Raw genomic sequence first — 25,173 nt, 5'->3', positions numbered from 1 at the left:
ACCATATTATGAGTATTTTTAAATTAAAGATAAATTTCGAAGAACAAGGAAAAGAATCAGTTGAACTACCTATTGCCGGCGGAGAGTCTGTATTAGATGTCTGCCTTGATCATGGAATAGAATTACAGCATAACTGTGGTGGAGTATGCGGTTGTAGTACCTGTCATGTATATGTAACTAAAGGAATGGATAACATCCAGGAAATATCTGACAAAGAAGAAGACTTCATCGACAGAGCAGTTCGTCCAAGAATTACTTCCCGTTTAGGTTGTCAGTGTGTAGTAAGTGCTGGAGATATTGAAGTTACTATACCAGATCAATCTGAATTTTTAGGCCATTAATTATAAAATTTAATAAATTAAAACATGGATAAGTTTGCCCTGCCGATATATTGGAATGATCATGAGGATATCGCTCAAGAACTATATGAGAAATTTGGTGATGATTTTAATGAAGCTAAAATCTACAGAATCAGGTTTACTGAACTGTTGGAATGGGTATTAGCCCTACCTAACTTTAAAGGTACTAAAGAAGAAAGTAATGAAGGACACCTGGAGCAAATCCAGTCGGCCTGGGTTTACGAATGGAGAGATAACCAGGATTAGTGAATGTTTCTTGAACAGCTAAAACATATTACAACTTTCATCTTTGATATTGATGGGGTATTAACTAACGGTGATATCATCGCGTCTGATTCTGGCGAGTTTTTACGTACTTTTAATATCAAAGATGGATATGCGTTGCAGCTTGCTGTTAAAAAAGGTTATCATGTTTGTATCATTTCAGGTGGTAAGGGTGCAGCAATGGAGAAACGATTTGAAGGTCTTGGTATCACCAATGTTTTTTTAGGTGTTTCTGACAAGGTTGCAGTATATAGTAGCTTTCTTGAACAATATAAACTTAATGCTTCTGAAGTCCTTTTTATGGGGGATGATATTCCTGATCTTAAAGTGATGAAGCTCGTAGGAATTGCAACCTGCCCGGCAGATGCTGTTCCTGAAATTAAAGCCGTCTCTCAATATATATCGCCCTATACTGGTGGCAAAACAGCGGTTAGAGATGTGATAGAAAAGGTACTTAAAGTACAAACAAATTGGTTTGATGAAAACCCATCCGCTGCCGATTCCGGCAAATAATCTCAGTTTCTATTTATGTAACAATTATGTTGCAGTTTATGGTTAAACCTAATTAGGTATTGGCTTCTCTAACATCTGAGCTTACAAGAGAGCTATAATTTTAAAGGATTGACTATGAAAAAATTAATGATTATTTGCGGATTGTTATTCAGTGCAGTAACATTTGCAAACGCGCAGACCGGTGATCGTCAAATGCCGACACCTGAAGAAAGAGCAGAAAGAAATGCTACCCAACTGACTAAGAAGTTGAATCTTACTGATGATCAGAAAGCCCAGGTAAAAACCATTTATTTAGATCAGGTAGCTGCAATGACTAAAGCTAAAGCTGAGAGTAATGGCGATAAAGCAGGTATGATGGCGAAAATGAAAGCTCTGAATGAAGAAAATAACGCGAAAATAAATGCTTTGTTAAATGAAGATCAGAAAAAAGCTTATGCTGCCTGGCAGGCTGAAAGAAAAGAGAAAATGAAAAATAGAGGTGGCAAGGGAGCTGGCAAAGGTGCTCCTGCTGAGGTAAAACAATAACGTAAATCAAATAAAAAATAATAAAGGCGGCTTTACAGTCGCTTTTGTTATTTTTGCCCACAAAAAAATAAGAATGTATATACAAAAGCTTCCAATAATACTCGCCTCAAAATCACCTCGCAGGCAAGAACTGTTGAAATTAATGAACTTAGATTTTAAAGTCGTATTAAAGGAAGTTGATGAAAGTTATCCGGAAAATCTGTTACCAGCTGAAATTGCGGTTTATATTGCTGAAAAGAAAGCCGCTGCTTTCATTGCTGAACGTAAGGATAGTATTGTGATTACTGCAGATACAATTGTGGCATATCAAAAAGAGATACTTGGTAAACCAGAAGATGCACATCATGCTGCCGAAATGTTAGGCAAATTATCTGGTACCAACCATCAGGTATATACAGGTGTCAGCATTGCATATGATGATAAAATCCAGTCCTTTTATGATGTGACCGAGGTGTTCTTTAATGAACTTACACCAGCCCAAATAAATTATTATATTCACAATAACAATCCTTATGACAAAGCTGGTTCTTATGGCGTTCAGGATTGGATTGGATTAGTCGCAGTTGAAAGAATGGTTGGTTCTTATACCAATGTGATGGGCTTACCAACTGAAAAACTGTATAAAGCTTTGATGAATTTTTAAACCCTTAGCTGATATAAGATCCCCATTTTTAAATCATAGGTAGACAAACTTAGTTGTTTGATTTTGCAGTTATTTATTACATAATTGGTGATTAACACAGCAATTACAATCATATCTACTCTTAGTTTTATTAGGTTTGGCATTAGATCTCTTTCAGCATGTGTCGAGAAAATTAGATTTTGTGCCAGGTTCTGGTACTTTGGTAAATCGATAGGAGCTGACTTAAGATTCTTGATGTCTTTTTCAGGATAAATCATAGCTGTAAAGGTTTCAAAAGCACCAGCAGAGCCTATCAAATGTTCTGGTTGATATAGTGCGCAGGCAGCAATCAGATCAGTCAGTTCTGCATCCAGGTGTTTGTTGATGGAGGTCTGATCATCATTACTTATTGGATCAGATTTAAAATAAGCTTGCATAAGTCGTGCAGCACCTATGTTGTAACTCTTTTTCCAGAATAAAGTATCTTCATCACAAATAATGAATTCGGTACTTCCTCCACCAATATCCATAATCAAGGTCATACCTTTTATACTACCTGTTGCTTTAACGCCATTAAAGATATAATCTGCTTCTTCGTCGCCTGTTGCGATACTAATCATGATTCCTGCATCTTGTTTGGCAGAATTTATAAAGTCTGTACCATTAGCAGCACTGCGTATAGCTGATGTGGCCACAGCCTTAACAACATCAATGTTATTATGTTTGTCAATTTCTTTTCTGAAATTTTTAAGGGTATTTATACCCCTTTCAAAAGCTTCTGGAATAATTATACTATCATTAATTCTTCCTTCTCCTAATCTTACAGGTTCATTTGTTTTAAATAGGATGTTTATATCCTTGGATGATAGGTCTGCAATGATTAAGTGAAAAGTATTGGTGCCAAGATCTATAACGGCTGCTTTCATGTTATGTATTTATGGCTATAAAGCTATTAAATAGTTTTTTCTAAAAAAAAGCCCGCATTAAGCGGGCCTTTGGAGTATTTAATTAATTATTCAAAATATTCTTTCATTTTTTCGAAGAAGCTCTTATCATTCTTACCTGGTTGCGGTTTGAAATTTGGAGATTCTCTAAGTCTTTCAAGGATTCCCCTTTCTTCAGCACTTAAGGCTTTTGGCGTCCATATATTTACATGGATGATCTCATCTCCACGGTGATAAGAATTAATCTCAGGAATACCTTTACCTTTCAGGCGTAGTAATTTACCACTTTGGGTACCTGGTTCAATCTTAATTTTTGCTTTACCATCAATGGTAGGTACTTCTGCGCTATAACCCAGTGCTGCATCTATAATAGAAACATGTAAATCATAAACCACATTGTTCCCTTCACGTTTTAGGGTTTCATGTGGAATTTCTTCTATCAGGATGATCAGATCTCCAGGAATACCTCCGTTAGGAGCTGCATTACCTTTTCCACTCATGCTCAATTGCATACCATCACTTACACCGGCAGGTATATTGATTGTAATAGTTTCTTCCCCTCTAACAACACCTTCACCATGGCATGAACCACACTTTGCAGTGATTTGAGATCCACTTCCATTACAAGTAGGGCAGGTTGAAGTCGTTTGCATTTGTCCCAATATAGTATTGGTTACTCTGCGTACCGCTCCACTACCACCACAGGTTTTACAAGTACTTACTGATGAACGGTCTTTAGCACCGCTACCATCACAAGTTTTGCAGACGATCTGTTTATTTACTTTTATTTTTTTCTCAGTACCATTGGCAATTTCTTCGAGCGTAAGTTTTACTTTGATACGCAGATTGCTACCTTTCGATACTCTTCTGCCACCACGTGATTGCTGACCACCAAAGAAACTTTCAAAAGGGCTGCCGCCACCGCCACCGAAGATATCACCAAATTGGCTAAAGATATCTTCCATGTTCATGCCGCCACCACCATAGCCACCGCCTGAAGCACCACCTACACCAGCATGACCATAATGATCATAACGTTGTTTCTTTTCAGGGTTACTTAGAATCTCATAAGCTTCAGCTGCTTCTTTAAACTTCTCTTCAGCCGCTTTATCATCAGGGTTTTTGTCCGGGTGATACTTAATGGCTAATTTGCGATAAGCCTTCTTAATTTCGTCAGCCGATGTGCTTCTGGATACACCAAGCACGTCATAATAATCTCTTTTGCTCATAAAATATTAACTACCTACTACTACCTTGGCAAAGCGTATCACTTTGTCATTTAAAGTATATCCTTTTTCCAATGTATCTACTACTTTTCCTTTCAGATCCTCTGTAGGTGCAGGTATTTTAGTAATAGCCTCATGGCTGTCAGTATCAAAAACGGTATTGCTACTTTCTATCTCTTTAAGACCTTTTTGGGCCAGGGTATTTTTTAACTTAGTATGTATAAGATTTACACCTTCACTGATAGAAGCGATATCAGTAGCGCTCTCCATAGCTTTATTAGCTCTGTCGAAATCATCCAATACAGGTAACAGGGAAATGATAACGTCTTTACCTGCTGTTTGCAGCAATTCTAAACGTTCTTTATGAGTGCGACGTTTATAGTTGTCGAATTCTGCAAATAATCTTAAATATTTGTCATTTAAAGCAGCATTCTCTTGTTGTAATTTTTCTTCTGCGGAGAGTTCCGGTACAGTTTCAGTAGCTTCCTCATTTTGTCCTGAAGCTTCAGTATTCGTTTCTTCTGTATCTTGTATCAATTGATCTTCAGCATTGATTTCTGCTGCAGGGTCTTGATTTTGCATAGTTGTATCTTGATTATTGTTTTTTTTCTTCTTGCTAAACATAGTATAGTAGAATTTTGGTTATGAACTCAAAAGCTTTGCCAATAGGTAATATCCGTCATGCTGTCAGTTTTAATTTAGAAACAACTAACAGAATGGCCGAATAAGAAAATTTTGTCAGAAAATTATATTAAATAATCTGAGCGTCTTCATGAACAATCCCAGTTTCACATTTAATGATTCTTGAAGGGAATGTTCTGATGATATGGTAATCGTGGGTTGCCATTAAAACGGCAGTTCCACTCTGACTGATTTGCTTTAATAACATTACAATTTCTTCAGAAGTATCTGGATCTAAGTTTCCTGTCGGTTCATCAGCAAGGATAATTTCAGGATTGTTTAATAGTGCACGTGCAATTACAACACGTTGCTGCTCTCCACCAGATAGTTCATGAGGCATCTTTTTTATTTTTGAACGTAATCCGACTTTTTCCAGCACATCCTTAATACGTTCATTAATCAAGTCTTTATCTGTCCAGCCAGTAGCCTTAAGTACAAATTCGAGGTTCTTTTCAATTGTTCTATCAGTTAGCAACTGGAAATCCTGAAATACAATACCAAGTTTCCTGCGTAAGAAAGGCACTTCTTTAATGCTCAGTTTTTTTAAATCAAAACCAGCTACCTGTCCATCTCCGTTACCAATATGAAGGTCACCATAAATAATTTTAAGTAAACTGCTTTTTCCGGAGCCTGTTTGCCCGATTAAAAAAACGAATTCCCCTTTGTCTATATTTAAGTTTACGTTCGACAAAACAAGATGCTTTTGCTGAAATACATCTACGTTTTTTAAATTTATAACTGCGCTTCCTGTCATGATCTAGATATCTAATTTAGCAATTTGTCCAAATGGCAAATCGTTTACAAAATTCATAATGTATGGCACTTTATCCCTCAAACCCAATTTGTCTAATGACTTATCTGGTCTGTCTACTCTGAAATAAGCCAATAAGGTAAATTTGTCATCCCTTAATTGTACATAATCTGGAATCTTGGCAATGCCTTTCACTTTTATAACATACATTGTTCAAAAATAGTATTTCAAAATGAGAAACAAGACATGAGGGCTATTTATCTGGTAACAGTTAAGATCCGCTGAGCCTACTTAAAAAATCTATAGTATTTACATTATCAGCATAATCCCATAGTTTTGGATTTTGGCTCTGTCCAAAACCTAATACCGGAGTTTTTAATTTTAGCGGAGCTTTACTTACCACGCACTGAATATCATCTGCTTTACTCTTAAGGATCTCTTCAACTTGGTTTATGTTCGTATATGTTTCGTAGTACAATACCGATAAAGGAGAAGAAAGGCTATCGCCTTCTGTTAATAATAAAAACCCATTGTCGTAATGATGTTTAAGATTTACTAAATAAATGGATTTGTTGTAGTCATAGTTATTATTGTATTTGAAATGGTTGATGATGTCATTAAACTTTTCAATAGGTTCAAAAAAGTTTTTGATGTCATAATCTTCAGGTATATATAATTTAGAAACGTTTCTACATCCTAAACCAAAATAATCAAACACATCATGTCCTAACTGTTCTAATTCTTCCTTTGTTTCATTTCCGGTAATTACAGCAACACTATTTCTGTTTTTACGTATGATGTTTGGACCTTTACCAAAATAAAAATCAAAATATCTTGCAGTATTATTACTACCTGTGGCAATTACTGCATCAAAATCTTTCAGACGCTCTACGTATATTATACGATCAGCGAGTAAAGGTTCAAATTTAACTAGTGCCTGTAATAGAGCAGGTACCAGTTTATCATCTGTTGATGAAAGTTTAATTAGAGCAATATTTCCAGTGGCTAGAACAGCAATTACATCATGAAAACCTACCATAGGGATGTTTCCTGCTAAAATCAATCCCACTTTTTTTGGTGTTTTTGTTACATTAATATCTTTAAACCAAATTTCAAGATCATGTTGATTTAACATATTATGAAGGGAATTTAACGCCCTGTTTACTTCTTCTGCGGTGAACCATGCATTACTATTTGAAGCAGATAAGACTAGATTTTTGAACGCCTCGCTGGGTTCAATCATGAAGTCACTAAGTTTTTTTAATGCAATAATTAGTTTTTCGCTATTAAGGATTGGCATATTTCCAATGAATTTAAAGTTTATGTATTATATTTGCTGTTGCAAAGGTAATCTTAGCAATAGATATAGACGAAGACATGGCTATTAAAATAACAGACGAATGCATTAATTGCGGAGCATGTGAGCCTGAATGCCCAAATAATGCAATTTACGATGCAGGCACAGCCTGGAGATTTTCAGATGGTACCAATTTAAATGGTATTATTGATTTTGGAGGTAAGGAAATTGATGCAGAAGCTGCTCAGGAAGCAGGATCTGACGAAGTTTACTATATCGTTTCCGATAAATGTACAGAGTGTAAAGGTTTTCATGATGAACCTCAATGCGCAGCGGTATGTCCTGTAGATTGTTGTGTAGATGATGAAGATGTTCGTGAAACTGAAGAGGAATTACTAGCTAAAAAGGCCTGGTTACATCAGGAAAATTAAGCTCAGAATATTAACTAGTGAAAGCCAGTCTTGATAAAGGACTGGCTTTTTTTATGATTTTTCCTCATATTTGTTAGGTATAATCAATACCGGACAGGCAGATTTTCTTGCAACATGTTCAGCTACGCTTCCCATTAGGAAATGATAAATTCCAGTGCGTCCATAAGTGCCAATTACAATTAAGTCAGAACCCCACTCATCAGATTGTTTAATGATTCCATGCGCAGCACTGTCAATTACACTTAAATAAGTGGTAGGAATCCCAAGACTGTATTTAGTTTCTATTTCTTTTAAAAGTATATGGCTGTTCTCTTCACTATTATCATACGACTCTAAAAAAACAGGTGCCAAGGTCAAATCAGGATTGATATTTGCCGGTATAGGTTCAATAATATTTACAAGTGCAACTTCTGCACCAAAAGTTCTGGCAACTTCATATCCTGTTTTAGCCGCTTTTTCTGAGCAGGTGCTATTATCAACAGCAATTAAAATCTTTTTAAGGTTCATGTCGTTAGTTTAAATTATAATTATTCGCTTGATCTATAAATGTTCTATATAAAAATAACGAATTAACCTCATAAAAGTTTAATTTTATAACATTGATTTTATCATTATGGAACCACAATACGGTATTTGCAGAGTTGCTGTCTCTCCAATAAGAGCAGATCAGTCAGATAAAGCAGAGATTATGTCTCAGTTATTATTTGGCGATCATGTAGAAATAATTGAAAAAACTGATAAATGGTGGAAGATCAGAAATGCTTACGATAACTACGAAGGCTGGCTTGATTTTAAGCAATTAAGTAATCTTACTGCCGAGCAATACTCAAAATGTAATGGAAAGACCTTTTTAGCACCGGCACAAGTTGTAAATGAAATCATTGCTGCTGATGGAAGTAAATATTATGTCCCTGCGGGAAGTAACTTACCCTTATATTCAAATGGATATTGTTACTTAGGAGATGAACGCTTTGAAGTTGGCTTTATACCAAAACAACCTTCGTCAGCTCCTGAAATTGATAAAGTAGTAGATACAGCTATGTTTTTTAAAAATGCTCCTTACTTATGGGGAGGGAAAACACTGTTTGGAATCGACTGTTCTGGTTTGAGCCAGGTGGTATTTAAGTTAAATGGTATTAATATACTTCGTGATGCGCGTCAGCAGGGAGAACAGGGTACTACAGTAGATTTTTTACCAGAAGCGAAAGCAGGTGATCTGGCCTTTTTTGATAACGATGAAGGACGCATTATTCATGTCGGTATCATGTTGAATGCTAGTGAAATTATCCATGCATCAGGACGTGTAAGGATAGACCCTATCGATAATCAAGGGATTTATAATGCAGAACTAGGTCGCTATACACATAAACTTAGGATCATTAAGCGATTTGGTTAATGTAGTATTGTTAAATAAAGCTAAATAAATATCATCTTAATTAAAATGTATTAGTTTTATGGAATCGACAATTATTTGCATCCATATTACAAATACATTTATATGAAGCATTTCTTACGCTCAGTACTCCTAATTTTAGCAACCGTAACTGCCTCTTTTGCGCAGAAGAAATTGACAAATAGCCTCACATCTGGTTCTTACACTTATATTTATAAGTTAACGGATAAAGAAGCCTTTTCTATTGCATCAATCAAAGAACCTGCAAGTAAGCAGATTGTTAATGATGATTATTTGCATACGTTGGTTGATTCATTTTATAATGTAAAAAGTAATATCTACCCCAAAAAGCTTCCTTTTGGTAATTATCTGGAAGTCAAAGCAGTTAAAAATGAACTGGTTTACAGGCTGCTGGCAGAGAACAACGTAAATCTTCAGTTTATAAACAATAGAAATGATTTTCAATTTACAGTAACAGATCTGAGAGGAAATGAGATCTCTGATGCTTCTGTGAAAATTGGGAAAGGTAAAACTGTAAAGTATAATCAGCAAGCTAAATTATACATAGCGCAGTCGGTAAATAAGTTGGCTGTGATTGCAGTGAATCACAATGGAATAAATAACTATTTCAATTATGAAGAACAAGATGTTTACAGACCCTATAGACCAGCCAAAAAAGCTTCATTTTTTAAACGGATATTTAGTCCGAAACCGCAACAAAGAGCAAAAGTTGTAAAACCGAAATATTCTGGCTACATGGTTTTTAATAAGCCTATGTACAAACCTTTAGATACAGTAAAGTTTAAGGCATATCTGGTTCAGGCCAATGGGAAAAGATTAAAGAATAAGCCACTTAGGGTAGAATTGTTAAGAAATGGAAACGCTCCTGGAACTTTATTAACAACTTTAAATCCATATCATGAGGGTGGCTATGAATATAGTTTTGTATTGGCAGATAGTCTAAAGCTAACTTTAGACCGTAATTATGGTATTGCATTGAAAGAACCTGCAAAAAAGGGCTGGGCTGATGTTTATAAAGGACAATTCAGGTATGAGGACTACGAACTAAAATCAATAAGTTTTAACGTTAGAACAGATAAAGAAGAACATAATCCTGGCAATCCTGTTACCGTGTTTATGAAAGCTACTGATGAAAATGAGCTGACTGTACCAGATGGCCGCGTAGAAGTAGTTATGACTGCTAATTCACCTATAAAGTATTATAATCCTCATGTATTTGTAAAAGATACCTTATGGAAAACCAGCATAGTGCTTGATCCTGTTGGTGAAACAAAAATGGTATTGCCAGATAGTATATTTCCAAAGGCTGACCTTAGTTTATCTATGTCTTTTAGCTTTTTAAATAGTAATAACGAGCATAAGCGTGCATACAAGAACCTAAGGTTTTCGATGAAAGATCAGGAAATCAAGACTGAATTTGTAAAGGATAGTCTGTTTATTGATTATCAGGTAAAAGGGAAATCAATTAAGCAAAAAGCCGTCTTGAAGTCTGTTTACTCTTTTAGTAACGAAAAGGATTCTATAAAAGTTGAGTTGCCAACAAAAATTAAAATGAACTATAAATTGGATAGTTATGAGGTGAAAACTGCTGATGGCTATACAAAAGACATTAATTTTGACGATCTCCGGCCGGACTTAAATATTGCTGCCAGACAAAGTAAAGATTCAATAATTATTGCTGTAAACAATGTGCATAAAATTCCTTTCTGGTATACTGTTTTCTCAGGTAATGATATCCTTTTTAGAGGTCACGCAAGTAGTCTGGACACTGTTGTTAAGCATAGTAGCACCAAGCCCGCGCATATAAAACTGAACTATCTATGGGGTGAAAGGGAACAAAATGTTGAGAGGAGCGCATACACTACTAATAATTCATTAAATGTAAAATTATTAGCTCCAGATTTGGTTTATCCGGGACAGACGGTAAATATGCAGGTGAAGGTTACCGATGTTAATGACAAACCTGTAGCCGGGACAGATGTTACAGCATTAGCTTATACCACAAAATTTAGAAATGGGTATCAGGTTAATGTTCCATATTTTGGTAAACCATTTTATGGCCGTAAACAAAAACCTCAATTTGAAGCTGAGGAGTTGAGATTATCAGGCCAGATGAAGCTTGTTTGGGAAAAATGGGGCAAAGAATTAAAGCTAGATACTATTGAGTATTACAAATTTACTCAGGCCAAAGAGTTGTATGCTATACAGGAAGATTCCGATGAGACTGATAATGCTATAATTGCTCCTTTTGTAGTTAAGGATGGTGCAATTATTCCAATTCATGTGCTTTATGTAGATTGGGTTCCGGTATACTTTAGCCAGACGAACCAACTTCAGCGATATGCTTTCAGGCTTCCTGCGGGGGAGCATCATATTAGTATGCGTACGGCTGGATATACTATAGATCTTCCATCATATAACCTTGTAAAAGGAAAAAAAACAATATTAAGTGTTGCTGCTGATGTACTGAATACTAAAGCAAAAGTTACAGCTTCGAATAATGAACTCAGCACTGAAGATGCAGCCTATTTAACAAAACATCTGATCCGGATTGAAGATAATTTTAATGGAAATAAAACAACTATTAAAGCGGGGAATAATACCCATTTATTAAATCTTTCAGGTCCGGCTTTACCTACCGCTGGGCTAAGACAAAATCAAAGATATATCAACTCAAATAATATAAGCAATAGTTTGTTAATAGGTCCTTTTTCAGAGAATCTGTTAGAATTTAATTCAGGTAATGTTAACCTCAATTTTATTAAAGAGCCGGGATATACTTATACCTTTTTACCAGGTTTACTTAAACAGAAATCATACGCTACACCTTATGGTTTTAACACCACATTGAATGGGGCAGGTGCAGATGATTACAAGCAATATCCATTAAAAAAAGGAGAAGCAGATAGTATCTGGAATGAATATCTGGATTTAAGAAGTAGTACAACCGTTTTATTTAGTCAGAATAGAAGGTATAATAAGAATAATGGAAGATTGGTTATGAAGCTTGATACTTCAATTTCTAATCGCCTGTCATATCTGAAGAATGTTATTATCTATAAGCATGATGAAGCTGATTTTATTCAGATCTATCCAGGTAATACAGGTTATTTTAATCCATTAGAACCCAGTGATTACAGGGTGATGTATTTGTTTAAAGATAACCGGTACTTTGTTATTGAAAGGATGAGTGTTAAAGGAGGCGGTACAAACTATTTTGAATGGAAAGGGGTGACGATCAAACCTGCCGATAAGCTAAGCAGGAATATTGATGAGAAGATTAAATCTGTCCGTACTGGATCTAGCGGTAGTAAGGTAGATGCAGAAAGAACTATCCTCGAAAACATGAATGATAAGCATTTTGATTCTGCAATTTTAACAGGTACAATGACTGGTCGTATTGTAGATGCGGCTAGTAAGGAGCCTGTAACAGGAGCCATTATAAAGTTAAAAGGAATAAGCCATGCAGCAGTAGCTAATGCTGACGGATATTTTAGTATTAAAGTTCCAAAACGGGGTAAAATTACGGTTTCTTTTATTGGTTATGAATCGGTAGAGCTTCCCATAACTAACGGGAATGTGAAGACAATTAAACTTAATGCTGCTAGTTCATTTTTGAATGAAGTTGCTGTTGTTGGCTATGGTACGCAAAGAAAGGCAGATTTGACAGGTTCTGTACAGGCAATTGCTGAAGATGCATTACAGGGGAGGCTTGCAGGAGTAAGTATCCAGGATAACGTGGTACTAAGAGATATTAGAATTCGAGGCGCAAATTCTGCGACTAATAACAAACCTCTGTACATTGTTGATGGTTTGCCTTATAGTGGTAATGTAGATAAATTAGATCCTCAAATGATTGCTTCAGTTGAGGTTCTAAAAGGTGCCGATGCATCTGCTATTTATGGTGCCAGAGCTGCGAATGGAGTAATTATAATTAAGACTAAAGGAGGAAGTGCTATAACATTGCCAAGTGGTGAGTTGGTTCAGCAGCAGGGTGCCATGCGGACTAACTTCTCTGACTATTCCATCTGGCAACCTAAATTGCTAACGGATGCATCTGGAAAAGCTTCTTTTACTGTGAAATTCCCGGATGATATCACCAACTGGAATACCCAGCTAATTGCCATGAATGGCCGTAAACAAACCGGAAGTACACAAACAAATATCAAGTCGTTTAAAACGCTAAGTGCAAATTTTGTGTCTCCTACTTTTGCTTTAGCTGGCGATAGCATTAATGTAATTGGCAAGTTGATGAATTATAACAATCAGGAGGAGACGGTAACCAGAAAGTTTGTTTATAATGATGCAGAGTTATTAAACAGTAAGCTGAGTTTTAAAAATGCTAAAATTGATACAGTGGCAATTGTCGCTAAGGGGGCGGGATTTAAAATGCATCCTGATCATTTGAATATTACAGATAGCCTTAAGTTTGAATATACCATGAAACAGGACAATGGATATTTCGACGGTGAAATTCGTAAAATTCCATTGTTACAGGCTGGAGTAATGGAAACGAAAGGTTTCTTTAATGCTTTGACACGTGATACTACAATCAACTATCAATTCGATGCTGGTTTGGGTAAGGTAAAGCTTAGAGCTGAATCTTCTTTATTCCCAATTTTGTTAGATGAGATTGAGAAAATTCGCAATTACGAGTATTTATGTAATGAGCAATTGGCTTCTAAGTTAAAAGCACTATTGTTAGAGAAATCAGTTAGAAAATATCTTGGGGAAACATTTAAAGAAGAAAAGAACATTAAGGAGATCCTTAAAAAACTACAAAACAGTAGGCGTCCGGAAGGCACCTGGGGATGGTGGCAAAATAGTTCTGAGGAACTTTGGATTAGCTTGCATGTGGTTGAGGCCTTAATAGATGCTCAGAAGCAAGGCTATAAGGTAGAGCTGGATAAAGATAAGCTATACCGCTATCTTTTAAGTAAGATGGCACATGAGAAAGGGTTTGATCAGGTTTATGGAATCCGTTTGTTGCGTATTCTGGACGAGAAGTATTATATAAACGATTGGATTAATGCTGTTGAAAAGAAAAGGACAGCGCTTGAAGAAAGAAACAGACTAGAGAGAAAAGCGGATTCAAGAGTGGCAGCAATTGCTGATCAGCCATTATATGAAAAATTGCTATTGATGCAATTGAAACAAAAAGCCGGAATGCCAATAGATATAAAATGGTTGCTTAACTTAAAAAATGAAACCATGTTTGGTAATATCTATTGGGGAGAAGCAGGCTGGAGATTCTGGGACAATAGCATTCAGAATACTTTACTGGCTTATCAGATTCTCAAGGCAAATGGCGGACATACTGCTGAACTGGATGCTATTCAACGTTACTTTTTAGAGCAACGTAAAGATGGTAAATGGCGTAATATTTACGAATCATCTTTAATACTACAAACCATATTACCTGATCTGATGGCATCACCAGGTAAAAAGTTTCAGCCGGCATCATTGGTGTTGAACAAAACAGAAACGGTAACCACATTTCCATTTGATAAGATAGTTGATGCAACTACATTAACTATAAATAAGAAAGGAGATGCTCCGGTATACTTCACAGCCTATCAGCAATTCAACAATCCTAAGCCTGTAAAAGTAGATAAGGATTTCAGTGTGGTGACATCATTTGAACAGAATGGATCAGCTGTTAAAAAGCTAAAAGCAGGTACTGTCGCCAATTTAAAAGTGGTTGTTAATGTACGTGCAGATGCGGATTATGTGATGATCGAAATCCCAATTCCTGCGGGTTGTTCATATGAAAACAAAATGCAAAATTTTTGGGGTATAGAGACACACAGAGAATACTTTAAACACAAAACAACAATATTTTGCAGCAAGCTAAAGAAAGGGAATTATTCTTTTAATGTACAATTGATGCCAAGATACTCTGGTAATTACATTCTTAATCCGGCTAAAGCCGAAATGATGTACTTCCCAGTATTTTATGGCAGAGAAGAAATGAAAAGAGTGCCGATTAAATAAGTATGTTATGGTGTAAACTCCCATATCATTACTTGTCTGTCATCACCGGTAGAGATGAGGTATTTGCCATCACTGCTCCAAATCATCTTGTTAATGGAATGAAAATGGCCTGGAGTATTTTTCTCCAGGCTCAATATCTTGTAAAGCTTAAAGTTTTCACTGTCCCACAATTTTATGCTTTTATCCTGACTACAAGTAGCAAAATAGGGGAGTGTAGGATGAAATACCACGGAATAAACACTAAACATGTGTGCTGGTATATTCTCTTTTAAACGATAATCTGGCAAGTTCCATACTTTCAATTGTGCATCTCTGCTTCCAGAAATAAGGTAAGTGCCATCTGGCGAGTATTGTACTGCTGTAACAGCAAATTTATGCCCTTGCAATTCTCTGATCAGTTCGTAATCCTCCGAGTTATAAATTCTGATGATGCCGTCTTTACAACCTAAAGCCACTTCTTTATCATCTTTGCTAAGTGCAATGGTACGTACTGTGTTCTGTATAACGGGAAAATGATATAGTAACGTAAAGTCAGTTAAAGACCAGACAGCAATGTTTCCATCTTCTCCTGTACTAATGATTTCGTTTTTATAAGCAATGGTTTTTATGTCGAAAACACCTTTTTGGTGATAGCTTAAGGTTGCTTTTATTTTCTGTTCTGATAGGTCATAAACGAGTATCATTCCACTTCTTTGGGCAACAAAAAGTAAGTCGTTGTGAGTGTGTAAAGCGTATACAGAGCTTTGCACAGGTAATATCACCTTGACAAAAGACATGGTATCTAAAGACCATTCTACCACACCCTTATCATTACCAGCACTAAAAAAAGCATTAGTCTTATTGGAATTAGCTAAAGCATAAATCGGATTCTGATGGCCGCTAAGGGTATGTAGGTGTGTGATCATAATTTATTTCTTGTGCCTGCTTTCCAGGTTCAATCCTATATCAGCAAGTGTTTTTCCTTTTTCCCTTAGCAATACCAGCAAGTGGAATATCAGGTCAGAACTTTCATTTACAAAGTCAACATCAGTCTCATTTAATGCTGCAATAACCGTTTCTACACCCTCTTCACCAACTTTTTGCGCAATTTTATTTAACCCTTTTTCCCGCAATTTATTTACATACGATTCTTCAGAAGGATTTTCGTATCTGCTTTTGATAATCTGCTCCAATTCAAAAATGAAGTTTTGATTGTAATCTGTTTTAAAGCAGCTGCGAGAGCCTGTATGACAAGTTGGACCAACAGGCGAAGCCTTTATTAAAATTGTATCCTTATCGCAGTCAATATGTGTTTCCTTTACAAAAAGGAAGTTGCCACTTTCTTCGCCTTTTGTCCACAAACGGTTTTTGCTGCGTGAAAAGAAAGTAACCTTACCTTCAGCCTGTGTTTTCTCCCAGGCCTCCTGGTTCATATAACCCAGCATTAAAACCTCCAGGGTTTGTTCATCCTGTATAATAACAGGAACCAAACCCTGTGTTTTTTCGAAATCTATTTCCATTCTGATTTTTTGATCTTATAAATGACCCCGGGTTTATCACCACAAGGTTCATCAGTGTCATATTTCATTCCCAGCTTCTTGAATACATTTATTGAAGCAGGATTCTCTAGCATCGCTGTGCCGATTATCTCTTCAAGATTTAATGTATTGAATCCGTAGTCTAAGCATACCAATGCAGCTTCAGTAGCATAACCTTTACCCCAATGTTTCTTCAGGAGGCGATAACCAATATCAACCTGACCACAATCTTCCAGATATTTCAATCCGCACCAACCAATATATTCACCAGTAACCTTATCAAACAGACTTAGCCTGCCCATTTTATATTTAGTATACTGATCGTAGTTTTTAAGCAGATTTAAAGCATCATCAATACTAGTGAACATCACATCGCCAGTATACTGAATCACTTCAGGATCACTGTTTAAAATGAACATGTCCTGAGCATCAGTAATGTTCATCTGCTTTAAAAGCAGTCTTTCTGAGGATAGTGCTATTTCCATATTTAAAGTCTTACGGGAATATTTTGTTTTTTTAATTCTTCTTTTAAAACAGGAATTGGAATTTCACCAAAGTGAAAAACTGAAGCTGCCAGGGCTGCATCAACACCTGTTTGCAAAAAGACTTCTGAAAAATGTTCTATTTTACCAGCACCACCAGAGGCGATAACCGGAATATTGATAGAACGGGCAACTTTATTCAGTAACAGGCAGTCGAATCCATTCTTTGTCCCATCATGATCCATGGAGGTGAGCAGTATTTCTCCAGCACCCAGATTTTCAGCCTTAAGAATCCAGTCTTCTGTTTGGAGTTCTGTAATTAATCTTCCGCCGTTTAGATGTACCATATTCCGACCGTCAACCAGTTTGGTGTCAACTGCAACCACTACAAACTGAACCCCAAAAGCCTTGGCCAGATCTTCAATCAACTGAGGGTTTCTTACAGCTGCGGAATTAATACTGATTTTATCAGCTCCCGAATTCAGTAAAGCTTCAGCATCAGCAACAGAGGTAATACCTCCACCAATCGTAAAAGGAATATTGAGCTGTCGCGCAACTGATTTAACCATTTCAATGGTTGTTCCGCGACGTTCATGTGTAGCAGTGATGTCCAGGAAAACCAGTTCATCAGCGCCTTGCTGTGCATATTGCCAGGCAAGTTCAACAGGATCACCAGCATCTTTCAGGTCAACAAAGTTTACACCTTTAACCGTACGACCATCTTTTACGTCCAGGCATGGAATAATACGTTTACTCAACATGTCTTAAAGAGAAGTCATTTGCTTTAAATTCCAGTCTTTAATCTCTTCAATCGTTATTCTGTTTTCATAAATAGCTTTACCAACTACTACAGAACGAATATCAAGTGTTGCCAGCTCTTCTATATCAGCCATTGAACTAACTCCGCCAGAAGCGATCAGTTTGATGAAAGGAGAATGCTCAAGCAGTTTCTTGTATAAATCCATTGCTGCTCCTCCTAATTTACCATCCTTATTGATGTCGGTACATAAGAAACGGAAAAAGCCCAGCTGTAAACATTTATCAACATAGTCCATCAGTTTTATTGGAGAACTTTCCATCCATCCAGAATACTTGATTACCTCATCTAATACATCGATAGCAATCACGATACGATTAGCATAATCGTATTTCTTGCCAACCTCAGTGCTCAATTCCTGTAAAAAGTCAGGGTTGGTAATGGCCTGGGTGCCCACAATAACACGGTGAATTCCTGCATCCAGCAAGTCAGTTACCTGTTTTATGGTACGGATACCACCACCATACTGAACACGCATATCAGTTTTTTTGATGACTTCAAATAGCTCTTTTTGATTGCTGAAGTCGCCTTTAGCACCGTTTAAGTCAATGATATGTATAAACTCTGTGCCATTAGACCGGTAGGTCTCTATCATTTCAGCGATGGAAACATCATAAACTGTTTTCTTGTTATAGTCACCTTCTGTTAGGCGAACAACCTTTCCATCTAAAATATCAATTGCAGGAATAATGTACATTTTACTGTTTTAAGTTTGAAAAATTTTTTAATAAAAGTTCTCCGGCAGTGCCAGATTTCTCTGGGTGGAACTGAACGCCGTAGAAATTATTTATTTGTACAGCTGCAGAAAATGGCATGCCATAGTTTGCAGTCGCGATGTCAAAAGTAGCGTTATATTCAATAAAGTACGAATGCACAAAGTAAAATTGTGTGCCACTTTCAATTCCTTGAAATAACGAATTGTTTTTGTGCTCAATATTATTCCAGCCCATATGCGGAATTTTAATCCCCTGGTTCTTATCGAATAATCTTGTTTTAATAGGTACAATGCCCATTAAGGCAGCATTTCCCTCTTCTGAGTGTTCGGTAAGCAGTTGCATTCCTACACAGATACCTAACACTGGTTTCTTCAATGCTTTAATAGGGGCAACCAATCCCGTTTGCTCTAATTTATTCATGGCCGTACCAGCATGTCCTACACCAGGAATGATGATGTGGGTATATTTATCCAGATCAGGCTCAGTGTTGACCATGCCGTAAGCGATATTCAACCTTTCCAGTGCTGATGTCAACGAAAAGATGTTGCCTGCTCCGTAGTTTACAATTCCAATCATTACAATACTCCCTTAGTACTTGGTAAGACCAATTTATCTGGATCACGTTTAATCGCCACTTTAATAGCTTTAGCAAAAGCCTTAAAAATAGCTTCAATTTTGTGATGCTCGTTGTCTCCTTCAGCTTTAATATTCAGGTTGCATTTTGCAGCATCACTAAAGGATTTAAAAAAGTGATAGAACATTTCTGTTGGCATATCACCTACCTTTTCACGTTTAAAATCAGCATCCCAAACGATCCAAGCGCGACCACCAAAGTCAATCGCTGCTTGTGCCAGACAATCGTCCATAGGTAGACAGAAGCCATAACGCTCTAAGCCTAATTTGTTTCCTATTGCTTTGGCAAATGCTTCACCAAGTGCAATTCCAGTATCTTCAATAGTATGGTGTTCGTCGATATGCAGGTCGCCAACAGTTTTTATTTTAAGATCGATGCTACCATGACGGGCAATCTGATCCAACATGTGATCAAAGAAGTTCAGTCCGGTATGAATATCAGCTTTACCTGTACCATCAAGATCAATAGTGATGCTGATCTTGGTTTCATTGGTATTACGTTCATGAGATACTAAGCGACTTCCTGCGCGTAAAAAAGTATAAATATCTACCCAGTCCTGTGTTTGCAAGGCGATTACATCGCCAAGTGTATCCGCTTTTTCCAGTACTTCATTAGCACCTAAAAGATCATTATTACGTAACCAGATGGCTTTAGCACCTAAATTTTTCGCAAGAATCACATCGTTAATGCGGTCTCCGATTACAAAAGAGTTTTTCAGGTCATATCCCTCAGCCAAAAAATGTTGCAGCAGACCAGTATTTGGTTTGCGGGTAGGGGCATTTTCATGTGCAAAAGTTTTGTCAATGATAACTTCACTAAATTCTACACCCTCACTTGCAAATGTTTTTAAAATGAAATTATGCACTGGCCAGAAGTTTTCCTCGGGATGTGAATCCGTTCCTAAACCATCCTGATTGGTCACCATTACCAGATCAAAATCCAGCTCCTTAGCTATTTTGGCAAGATAAAATAACGATTTCGGATAAAACTCAAGCTTTGCAAACGAATCAATCTGTTCGTCCTCCGGCTCAGTAATCAGGGTTCCATCTCTATCTATAAATAATACTTTTTTCATTTTATGGTTAAGGTTGTTGGTTTTTAAAGTGTTTTTAGCGTTTCTAAGAGTGTTTTGTTTTCTTCTGGAGTTCCAATCGTTATACGCAGGCATCCTTCGCATAGTGTGACTTTAGAGCGGTCTCTGATGATGATACCTTCGTCTACCAATGAGTTGTATGTGTTTAACGCATCTTCTACCTCAATTAGTATAAAGTTAGCATCCGATGGATATACCTTTTTAACCATTGGGAGGGCAGCAAGATCATTACTCAGGCTTTCTCTTTCTGCAACAGTGCTCTTTATCCAGTCATTTACCAGCTCTATATTCTGCAAGGCTGCCAAAGCGATATCTTGTGTGGCCTGATTGATGTTGTATGGAGGTTTTACTTTATTCAAAACATCAATAACCGGTCTTGCTGCAAAGGCCATTCCTAAACGAAGCGCAGCTAGTCCCCATGCTTTTGAGAAAGTTTGAAGAATCACTAGATTTGGATATTCCGTCAGTTCCTGGATAAAAGTGCGTTGTTTTGCATAATTGATATACGCTTCGTCAATAACCACAAGGCCATTGAAATTGGCTAATACAGTTTCAATATCCGTACGGATAATAGAGTTTCCTGTAGGATTATTTGGCGAACATATAAAGATTAATTTGGTGTTTTTATCGATCGCTTCAGCAATGCCATCCAGGTCTAACTGAAAGTTTGGAAGCAGGTTTATTTTGCGAACTTCAACATTGTTAATGCTTGCTGAAACTTCATACATCCCATAAGTTGGAGGGAGGATAATCACGTTGTCTTGCCCTGGTTCGCAGAAAGCGCGAAACAGTAAATCAATTGCTTCATCGCTACCATTTCCCAGGAAAGTATTTTCGATAGGCACGCCCTTAATTTTTCCAATAGCATCCTTTAAATCCAGTTGAAGTGGATCAGGGTATCTGTTGTAATTCTTGTCAGCTGTAGTGCCCGGATTAAGTGGAGAGCCATAGCTGTTTTCATTGGCGTCCAGAAATATGCTGGCTTGCCCTTTATATTCGTCCCTTGCAGTAGAGTAGGGGCGAAGGTTTTTGATATTTTCTCTTTGTAATTTGTTAATGTCCATTGCAATATTTTTATGGCTATCGTCATACCGGAAAGAGTCGGTATAACGATTTTACTAAATCATTTTTAAACGAATGCTTACTGCATTTTTATGAGCGTCCAAACCCTCAGCTTCTGCCAGTACCTCAACCGTATTTCCTATGTTTCTTAATCCCCTTGGCGTGATGTGCTGAAAGGTGATTTTTTTAACGAAAGAATCCATTGATACACCTGAATATGCTTTTGCAAAACCACTGGTAGGAAGTGTATGATTTGTTCCTGAAGCATAATCACCCGCACTTTCAGGTGTAAGGTTTCCAAGGAAAACAGAACCTGCATTACTGATCAATGGAATCAATTGTTCAAATCGATCTGATGATAGGATTAAATGCTCCGGAGCATAAGTGTTGCTGAATTCCATCCCTTGTTCCAGGCTATCTACAAGCACTGCATAGGAGTTTGAAATGGCCTTTTCTGCAATATCTTTTCTAGATAATCTGTTCAATTGAGCTTCGATTTCGATTAAAGTATCATCTATGATTTTACTGGAAGTGGCTACTAAAATGGTCTGACTATCAGTGCCATGTTCAGCTTGAGCGAGAAGGTCGGATGCAATATATGACGAATTGGCAGTCTCGTCTGCGAGTACCAAAACCTCTGATGGACCGGCAGGCATGTCGATTGCAGTACCTGCAGCCGATTGTACCAGTTGTTTAGCCTGCGTTACATAACGGTTTCCAGGTCCAAAGATCTTATAAACCTTAGGTACGCTTTCTGTTCCGTAAGCCATTGCAGCAACTGCTTGTGCACCGCCAACCAGGTATATTTTTTCAATGCCGAGTAACACGGCAACATAGGCTAAATAGCAATTGGTTTTTCCGTCTTTTTGAGGTGGAGAACATACCACAATCTCTTTGCATCCGGCTAATACAGCAGGTATACCAAGCATTAAAAATGTACTAGGTAGAACTGCCGTTCCTCCCGGAATGTAAAGCCCTACACGCTCTATTGCGCGTGTTTCTCGCCAGCAGGTAACACCGGGCATGGTCTCTATTTTATCTTCCCTGTATTGTTGACTTGCATGGAAAGCTTTGATGTTCCGGTAAGCGGTATCAATTGCAGATTTTGCCTCAGCAGGTATTGTTTCGGCAATACTTCTGATCTCGGCTTTTTCTATGAAAAGCTGTTCAAGTTGAATCTTGTCGAACGTAAGTGCATAGTCAAATAAGGCCTCATCACCTTCCGATTTTACTCGGTTTACAATGCTTTGTACCCTTTCTCCAATGGTTATGTCGTCTTCCAGCTGTCGCAAACAGATTGATTCAATTTCTTGTTTAGTTAAATCGTTATATCTGTAGAGTTTCAATGTTTTATATTTTTAGTTTAACTAATAGTTAATGGTTGTTTTGCCGATTTTCCTATAAAATGGTCTGCATTTTAAAGAAAAATACCTTTTTCTTAAGCAATGATTTTTTCAATAGGCATCACTACAATACCTTCGGCACCGGCAGCTTTTAGGCTATTGATTTTTTCCCAGAAATCATATTCTGCAATTACCGAATGTACAGCAACCCAGTCTTCATCAAACAAGGGAACTACGGTCGGACTTTTTACTCCTGGTAATAAATCTACTATTTTTTTAAGGTTGGTTTTTGCAACGTTAAGCACTACGTATTTGGTTTCTTTTGCACGCATTACCGAACGGATACGTTGTAGCAATTCCTGAACTTCTGGAAGTAAATCCGAACCTTCTTTTCCAATCAGTATCGCTTCAGATTTCATGACTTCCGAGAAAGGTTTTAGTCCATTGTTTTTTAATGTACCACCTGTAGAAACGATGTCGCAAATCGCATCACTTAGTCCAAGTCCCGGCCCAATTTCAACTGATCCCGAAATCATTCTCACCTCAGCATTTACATTGTTTTCTTTCAGGTACTTTTCAAGAATTACAGGATAAGAAGTAGCAATTGCTTTACCGCTTAATTGAGCAACTTCAGTGATGTTACTTTCGTTAGGAATGGCAATTTTCAAAGTACACTTACCAAAACCTAGTTTTTGCAGGTAAGTAACTTTAGCGCCAGCTTCAACAATTACGTTTTCACCAACAATACCTAAGTCGGCAATTCCGTCTTGCACATACTCAGGAATATCATCATCTCTCAGAAATAGAATTTCCAAAGGGAAATTTGTAACTGTTGATATTAATGAACTTTTGTAGTTCTCGAATGATAGACCACAATTTTTAAGAATCTCTACTGATTTTTCGTTTAACCTACCCGATTTTTGGATAGCAATTTTTAGTGTTTTCACTTAGTGCTTTTAGAATTATTGATTGAACAAGAAAATATTTCGGAAACAAGTTTTGAAGTACAAAACATTACATATACATCGCCAATTGGCGATGGTGCAAATGTAAATGATGGTTCAAAAGGTGTTTCATATAATATCTTAAGTTCCTTATCAACAATGGCTAGCATTATGAGGAGCTGCAAATATAGGGATTGAAACGGCAATTCCAAATAAAATATACAAATCTAGTAGATAATTGCTGTCCGGATCTTGGTTTTAGTAAAGAAACCCAAACAACCATAGTGGGATTTTATGATTAATACCTGTCTCAAGTTGATCCATTGCAATGAAAGCATCACTTACATTTTTGATTTGTTTATTCGTTTTATTTTTTCCACCTATTTCAAAAGTAATTCTGTCATCAACAAAAAAATCACCGGTTTTAGGTAAACTTAAATGGTGTTTTGCATTGCTGAGCTGATTCATAAAGAAGGATTCTCTTAACGAACCAATGTCAACATTATCTGGAGCAAGAGCATAATGAAGATTTGTATTTTCCAGAAAGATCTTATCTGGTTTTTGTAAAATGCTGATGCTTCGTCCATCAGCCGACAATGTATTGATTAAACGTGCATTATTAAGGTAATACAAGTATTCAACAATCATATTTCTATGTATTCCGGTCTTTTGACTTAGGCTTGTAATATTGGGTTTAAAAGGGACATTTGTAGCCAGAATAGACATAAGTTGGTAAATTTTTCTGGAATGATGTGGATTAAAACCAGCAATAAATTGAAGATCATCTTCAATAATCAGACGTACAACCCGTTCTACTCGTATTGAATAGGTAGCAATGTTTTCTATAAAGAATGGATAATAGCCATGCTTCAGATAATCATTGAAGTATTGAATTGGTCTGAATTTTAAAACCAATTCATTTGCAATTTCTACATGGTGTTTTAATAGATCTTCGAGCTTGAATACGTCGAATTTGCCAATCTCTGTAAATTGAAGGAATTCACGATAAGATAATCCGCACATTTCATACTGTATTGCGCGCCTGCTTAAATCTGCATCTTGACGATTAATATCTATGATGGAAGAGCCTGTGAAAACAATTTTAAGGTCTTTATAGAAGTCATAGATGTTTTTTATTTCTTTGGCCCAGTTTGGGTATTTATGTACCTCATCTATAAAAAGTATTTTTCCTCCCTGTTGCCTAAACTTTTCCGCCAGGTCAGAAAGAAGGTGGTTGGCAAAATAAATATCATCCATTGTGATATATATAGCTTCGTTACTAGTGCCATATTCTGACTTTAACCTTTGTAATAGTAGCGTGGTTTTTCCTGTTCCCCTTGCACCAAGAATTGCAATTAATCTGTCATTCCAATCAATGGATTTTGACAGTGGACGAACAATACTCAGTGATTGCTGACCAATTATTACATTTGATTTAATTTGGAGATGTTCCATTTTGCTATTAATTTACAGCAAAAATAACAATAAGTGCTGTAAATTAATAGCAAAATTGGTATTTTTTACTAAAGTAGCATGGCAAAATT

The 25,173-nt window shown here is 36.8% G+C and carries 26 protein-coding genes; 8 read left to right on the top strand and 18 right to left on the bottom strand.

All coding sequences use genetic code 11. From position 1 onward, the window contains the following. Positions 1–8 precede the first annotated feature (8 nt). From ABDJ41_RS21290 to ABDJ41_RS21270, 5 genes are all read left to right on the top strand, one after another. On the top strand, positions 9–341 hold the full coding sequence (locus ABDJ41_RS21290) for a 2Fe-2S iron-sulfur cluster-binding protein (protein WP_349788156.1): 333 nt from the start codon (positions 9–11) through the stop codon (positions 339–341). A gap of 24 nt (positions 342–365) precedes the next feature. Further along, on the top strand, positions 366–605 hold the full coding sequence (iscX, locus tag ABDJ41_RS21285; protein WP_349788155.1) for a Fe-S cluster assembly protein IscX: 240 nt from the start codon (positions 366–368) through the stop codon (positions 603–605). Positions 606–608: 3 nt separating this feature from the next. Further along, on the top strand, positions 609–1,136 hold the full coding sequence (locus tag ABDJ41_RS21280; RefSeq protein WP_349788154.1) for a KdsC family phosphatase: 528 nt from the start codon (positions 609–611) through the stop codon (positions 1,134–1,136). 114 nt (positions 1,137–1,250) lie between these two features. Beyond that, positions 1,251–1,661, top strand: a complete 411-nt coding sequence (locus ABDJ41_RS21275) for a DUF4890 domain-containing protein (RefSeq protein ID WP_349788153.1) — start codon at positions 1,251–1,253, stop codon at positions 1,659–1,661. Between the two features lie 73 nt (positions 1,662–1,734). Beyond that, positions 1,735–2,304, top strand: coding sequence for a Maf family protein (locus ABDJ41_RS21270; RefSeq protein WP_349788152.1), 570 nt, complete (start codon positions 1,735–1,737; stop codon positions 2,302–2,304). Here ABDJ41_RS21270 and ABDJ41_RS21265 read toward each other — a convergent pair. The 6 genes from ABDJ41_RS21265 to ABDJ41_RS21240 all read right to left on the bottom strand — a co-directional run bounded on the left by ABDJ41_RS21265 (position 2,301) and on the right by ABDJ41_RS21240 (position 7,185). Continuing rightward, a complete protein-coding gene (locus ABDJ41_RS21265; RefSeq protein WP_349788151.1) occupies positions 2,301–3,209 on the bottom strand; it encodes a Ppx/GppA phosphatase family protein in 909 nt (302 codons plus the stop codon). The two genes, ABDJ41_RS21270 and ABDJ41_RS21265, sit on opposite strands and share 4 nt — an antisense overlap. Positions 3,210–3,295: 86 nt before the next feature. Continuing rightward, the gene (gene dnaJ / locus ABDJ41_RS21260) at positions 3,296–4,456 is read right to left on the bottom strand and encodes a molecular chaperone DnaJ (protein WP_349788150.1); all 1,161 of its coding nucleotides are present in this window, start codon (positions 4,454–4,456) and stop codon (positions 3,296–3,298) included. A 6-nt stretch (positions 4,457–4,462) separates the two neighbouring features. After that, positions 4,463–5,035, bottom strand: coding sequence for a nucleotide exchange factor GrpE (locus tag ABDJ41_RS21255; protein WP_349788149.1), 573 nt, complete (start codon positions 5,033–5,035; stop codon positions 4,463–4,465). 169 nt (positions 5,036–5,204) lie between these two features. Beyond that, positions 5,205–5,888, bottom strand: coding sequence for a cell division ATP-binding protein FtsE (locus tag ABDJ41_RS21250; RefSeq protein WP_349788148.1), 684 nt, complete (start codon positions 5,886–5,888; stop codon positions 5,205–5,207). Between the two features lie 3 nt (positions 5,889–5,891). Next, the gene (locus ABDJ41_RS21245; RefSeq protein WP_349788147.1) at positions 5,892–6,095 is read right to left on the bottom strand and encodes a fructose-6-phosphate aldolase; all 204 of its coding nucleotides are present in this window, start codon (positions 6,093–6,095) and stop codon (positions 5,892–5,894) included. 61 nt (positions 6,096–6,156) lie between these two features. Beyond that, a complete protein-coding gene (locus tag ABDJ41_RS21240) occupies positions 6,157–7,185 on the bottom strand; it encodes an acyl-CoA reductase (protein WP_349788146.1) in 1,029 nt (342 codons plus the stop codon). Between the two features lie 77 nt (positions 7,186–7,262). Here ABDJ41_RS21240 and ABDJ41_RS21235 point away from each other — a divergent pair, with 77 nt between their 5' ends. Continuing rightward, the gene (locus ABDJ41_RS21235; protein ID WP_349788145.1) at positions 7,263–7,613 is read left to right on the top strand and encodes a 4Fe-4S dicluster domain-containing protein; all 351 of its coding nucleotides are present in this window, start codon (positions 7,263–7,265) and stop codon (positions 7,611–7,613) included. Between the two features lie 51 nt (positions 7,614–7,664). Here the strand turns inward: ABDJ41_RS21235 and ABDJ41_RS21230 are convergent, their stop codons facing one another. Further along, complete coding sequence (locus tag ABDJ41_RS21230; protein WP_349788144.1) at positions 7,665–8,120, bottom strand: universal stress protein; 456 nt, start codon at positions 8,118–8,120, stop codon at positions 7,665–7,667. A gap of 106 nt (positions 8,121–8,226) precedes the next feature. Here ABDJ41_RS21230 and ABDJ41_RS21225 point away from each other — a divergent pair, with 106 nt between their 5' ends. Both ABDJ41_RS21225 and ABDJ41_RS21220 read left to right on the top strand, forming a co-directional pair. Beyond that, positions 8,227–9,009, top strand: a complete 783-nt coding sequence (locus ABDJ41_RS21225; RefSeq protein WP_349788143.1) for a C40 family peptidase — start codon at positions 8,227–8,229, stop codon at positions 9,007–9,009. Positions 9,010–9,111: 102 nt separating this feature from the next. After that, the gene (locus tag ABDJ41_RS21220; protein WP_349788142.1) at positions 9,112–15,021 is read left to right on the top strand and encodes a carboxypeptidase-like regulatory domain-containing protein; all 5,910 of its coding nucleotides are present in this window, start codon (positions 9,112–9,114) and stop codon (positions 15,019–15,021) included. A gap of 5 nt (positions 15,022–15,026) precedes the next feature. On the opposite strand, the gene ABDJ41_RS21215 is transcribed toward ABDJ41_RS21220, so the two are convergent. From ABDJ41_RS21215 to ABDJ41_RS21165, 11 genes are all read right to left on the bottom strand, one after another. Then, positions 15,027–15,926 carry a WD40 repeat domain-containing protein gene (locus tag ABDJ41_RS21215; protein ID WP_349788141.1) on the bottom strand — a complete coding sequence of 300 codons (900 nt, stop codon included), beginning with the start codon at positions 15,924–15,926 and terminating at the stop codon, positions 15,027–15,029. A 3-nt stretch (positions 15,927–15,929) separates the two neighbouring features. Continuing rightward, the gene (gene hisIE / locus ABDJ41_RS21210) at positions 15,930–16,520 is read right to left on the bottom strand and encodes a bifunctional phosphoribosyl-AMP cyclohydrolase/phosphoribosyl-ATP diphosphatase HisIE (protein ID WP_349788140.1); all 591 of its coding nucleotides are present in this window, start codon (positions 16,518–16,520) and stop codon (positions 15,930–15,932) included. Further along, positions 16,511–17,023, bottom strand: a complete 513-nt coding sequence (locus ABDJ41_RS21205; protein WP_349788139.1) for a GNAT family N-acetyltransferase — start codon at positions 17,021–17,023, stop codon at positions 16,511–16,513. The genes hisIE and ABDJ41_RS21205 overlap by 10 nt, the downstream gene beginning before the upstream one ends. A gap of 2 nt (positions 17,024–17,025) precedes the next feature. Next, complete coding sequence (gene hisF, locus ABDJ41_RS21200) at positions 17,026–17,781, bottom strand: imidazole glycerol phosphate synthase subunit HisF (RefSeq protein WP_349788138.1); 756 nt, start codon at positions 17,779–17,781, stop codon at positions 17,026–17,028. Positions 17,782–17,784: 3 nt separating this feature from the next. Next, the gene (gene hisA / locus ABDJ41_RS21195; protein ID WP_349788137.1) at positions 17,785–18,534 is read right to left on the bottom strand and encodes a 1-(5-phosphoribosyl)-5-[(5-phosphoribosylamino)methylideneamino]imidazole-4-carboxamide isomerase; all 750 of its coding nucleotides are present in this window, start codon (positions 18,532–18,534) and stop codon (positions 17,785–17,787) included. Position 18,535: 1 nt separating this feature from the next. Next, positions 18,536–19,129, bottom strand: a complete 594-nt coding sequence (gene hisH, locus ABDJ41_RS21190) for an imidazole glycerol phosphate synthase subunit HisH (RefSeq protein WP_349788136.1) — start codon at positions 19,127–19,129, stop codon at positions 18,536–18,538. Continuing rightward, on the bottom strand, positions 19,129–20,262 hold the full coding sequence (hisB, locus tag ABDJ41_RS21185) for a bifunctional histidinol-phosphatase/imidazoleglycerol-phosphate dehydratase HisB (RefSeq protein WP_349788135.1): 1,134 nt from the start codon (positions 20,260–20,262) through the stop codon (positions 19,129–19,131). Before hisB ends, hisH begins: the two co-directional genes overlap by 1 nt. Positions 20,263–20,285: 23 nt before the next feature. Then, positions 20,286–21,344: a histidinol-phosphate transaminase gene (hisC, locus tag ABDJ41_RS21180; protein ID WP_349788134.1), complete on the bottom strand. Its 1,059-nt coding sequence runs from the start codon at positions 21,342–21,344 to the stop codon at positions 20,286–20,288. A gap of 54 nt (positions 21,345–21,398) precedes the next feature. Continuing rightward, on the bottom strand, positions 21,399–22,688 hold the full coding sequence (gene hisD / locus ABDJ41_RS21175) for a histidinol dehydrogenase (RefSeq protein ID WP_349788133.1): 1,290 nt from the start codon (positions 22,686–22,688) through the stop codon (positions 21,399–21,401). Between the two features lie 92 nt (positions 22,689–22,780). Continuing rightward, positions 22,781–23,632 (bottom strand): ATP phosphoribosyltransferase, encoded by an 852-nt coding sequence (gene hisG / locus ABDJ41_RS21170; RefSeq protein ID WP_349788132.1) that lies wholly within the window; start codon positions 23,630–23,632, stop codon positions 22,781–22,783. 255 nt (positions 23,633–23,887) lie between these two features. After that, complete coding sequence (locus ABDJ41_RS21165; protein ID WP_349788131.1) at positions 23,888–25,084, bottom strand: ATP-binding protein; 1,197 nt, start codon at positions 25,082–25,084, stop codon at positions 23,888–23,890. Between the last annotated feature and the right edge of the window lie 89 nt (positions 25,085–25,173).

This window comes from Pedobacter sp. ASV1-7, from assembly GCF_040203335.1.
In the GTDB taxonomy this organism is placed as follows: domain Bacteria; phylum Bacteroidota; class Bacteroidia; order Sphingobacteriales; family Sphingobacteriaceae; genus Pedobacter.
Note: the sequence above shows the minus strand (reverse complement) of the source record. Positions and strands in the feature narration are given on the sequence as shown.

Coding starts and splice junctions, on each gene's coding strand:
- ABDJ41_RS21290 (WP_349788156.1), top strand. CDS start 9: ATGAGTATTTTTAAATTAAAGATAAATTTCGAAGAACAAGGAAAAGAA.
- iscX (WP_349788155.1), top strand. CDS start 366: ATGGATAAGTTTGCCCTGCCGATATATTGGAATGATCATGAGGATATC.
- ABDJ41_RS21280 (WP_349788154.1), top strand. CDS start 609: ATGTTTCTTGAACAGCTAAAACATATTACAACTTTCATCTTTGATATT.
- ABDJ41_RS21275 (WP_349788153.1), top strand. CDS start 1,251: ATGAAAAAATTAATGATTATTTGCGGATTGTTATTCAGTGCAGTAACA.
- ABDJ41_RS21270 (WP_349788152.1), top strand. CDS start 1,735: ATGTATATACAAAAGCTTCCAATAATACTCGCCTCAAAATCACCTCGC.
- ABDJ41_RS21265 (WP_349788151.1), bottom strand. CDS start 3,209: ATGAAAGCAGCCGTTATAGATCTTGGCACCAATACTTTTCACTTAATC.
- dnaJ (WP_349788150.1), bottom strand. CDS start 4,456: ATGAGCAAAAGAGATTATTATGACGTGCTTGGTGTATCCAGAAGCACA.
- ABDJ41_RS21255 (WP_349788149.1), bottom strand. CDS start 5,035: ATGCAAAATCAAGACCCTGCAGCAGAAATCAATGCTGAAGATCAATTG.
- ABDJ41_RS21250 (WP_349788148.1), bottom strand. CDS start 5,888: ATGACAGGAAGCGCAGTTATAAATTTAAAAAACGTAGATGTATTTCAG.
- ABDJ41_RS21245 (WP_349788147.1), bottom strand. CDS start 6,095: ATGTATGTTATAAAAGTGAAAGGCATTGCCAAGATTCCAGATTATGTA.
- ABDJ41_RS21240 (WP_349788146.1), bottom strand. CDS start 7,185: ATGCCAATCCTTAATAGCGAAAAACTAATTATTGCATTAAAAAAACTT.
- ABDJ41_RS21235 (WP_349788145.1), top strand. CDS start 7,263: ATGGCTATTAAAATAACAGACGAATGCATTAATTGCGGAGCATGTGAG.
- ABDJ41_RS21230 (WP_349788144.1), bottom strand. CDS start 8,120: ATGAACCTTAAAAAGATTTTAATTGCTGTTGATAATAGCACCTGCTCA.
- ABDJ41_RS21225 (WP_349788143.1), top strand. CDS start 8,227: ATGGAACCACAATACGGTATTTGCAGAGTTGCTGTCTCTCCAATAAGA.
- ABDJ41_RS21220 (WP_349788142.1), top strand. CDS start 9,112: ATGAAGCATTTCTTACGCTCAGTACTCCTAATTTTAGCAACCGTAACT.
- ABDJ41_RS21215 (WP_349788141.1), bottom strand. CDS start 15,926: ATGATCACACACCTACATACCCTTAGCGGCCATCAGAATCCGATTTAT.
- hisIE (WP_349788140.1), bottom strand. CDS start 16,520: ATGGAAATAGATTTCGAAAAAACACAGGGTTTGGTTCCTGTTATTATA.
- ABDJ41_RS21205 (WP_349788139.1), bottom strand. CDS start 17,023: ATGGAAATAGCACTATCCTCAGAAAGACTGCTTTTAAAGCAGATGAAC.
- hisF (WP_349788138.1), bottom strand. CDS start 17,781: ATGTTGAGTAAACGTATTATTCCATGCCTGGACGTAAAAGATGGTCGT.
- hisA (WP_349788137.1), bottom strand. CDS start 18,534: ATGTACATTATTCCTGCAATTGATATTTTAGATGGAAAGGTTGTTCGC.
- hisH (WP_349788136.1), bottom strand. CDS start 19,129: ATGATTGGAATTGTAAACTACGGAGCAGGCAACATCTTTTCGTTGACA.
- hisB (WP_349788135.1), bottom strand. CDS start 20,262: ATGAAAAAAGTATTATTTATAGATAGAGATGGAACCCTGATTACTGAG.
- hisC (WP_349788134.1), bottom strand. CDS start 21,344: ATGGACATTAACAAATTACAAAGAGAAAATATCAAAAACCTTCGCCCC.
- ABDJ41_RS21165 (WP_349788131.1), bottom strand. CDS start 25,084: ATGGAACATCTCCAAATTAAATCAAATGTAATAATTGGTCAGCAATCA.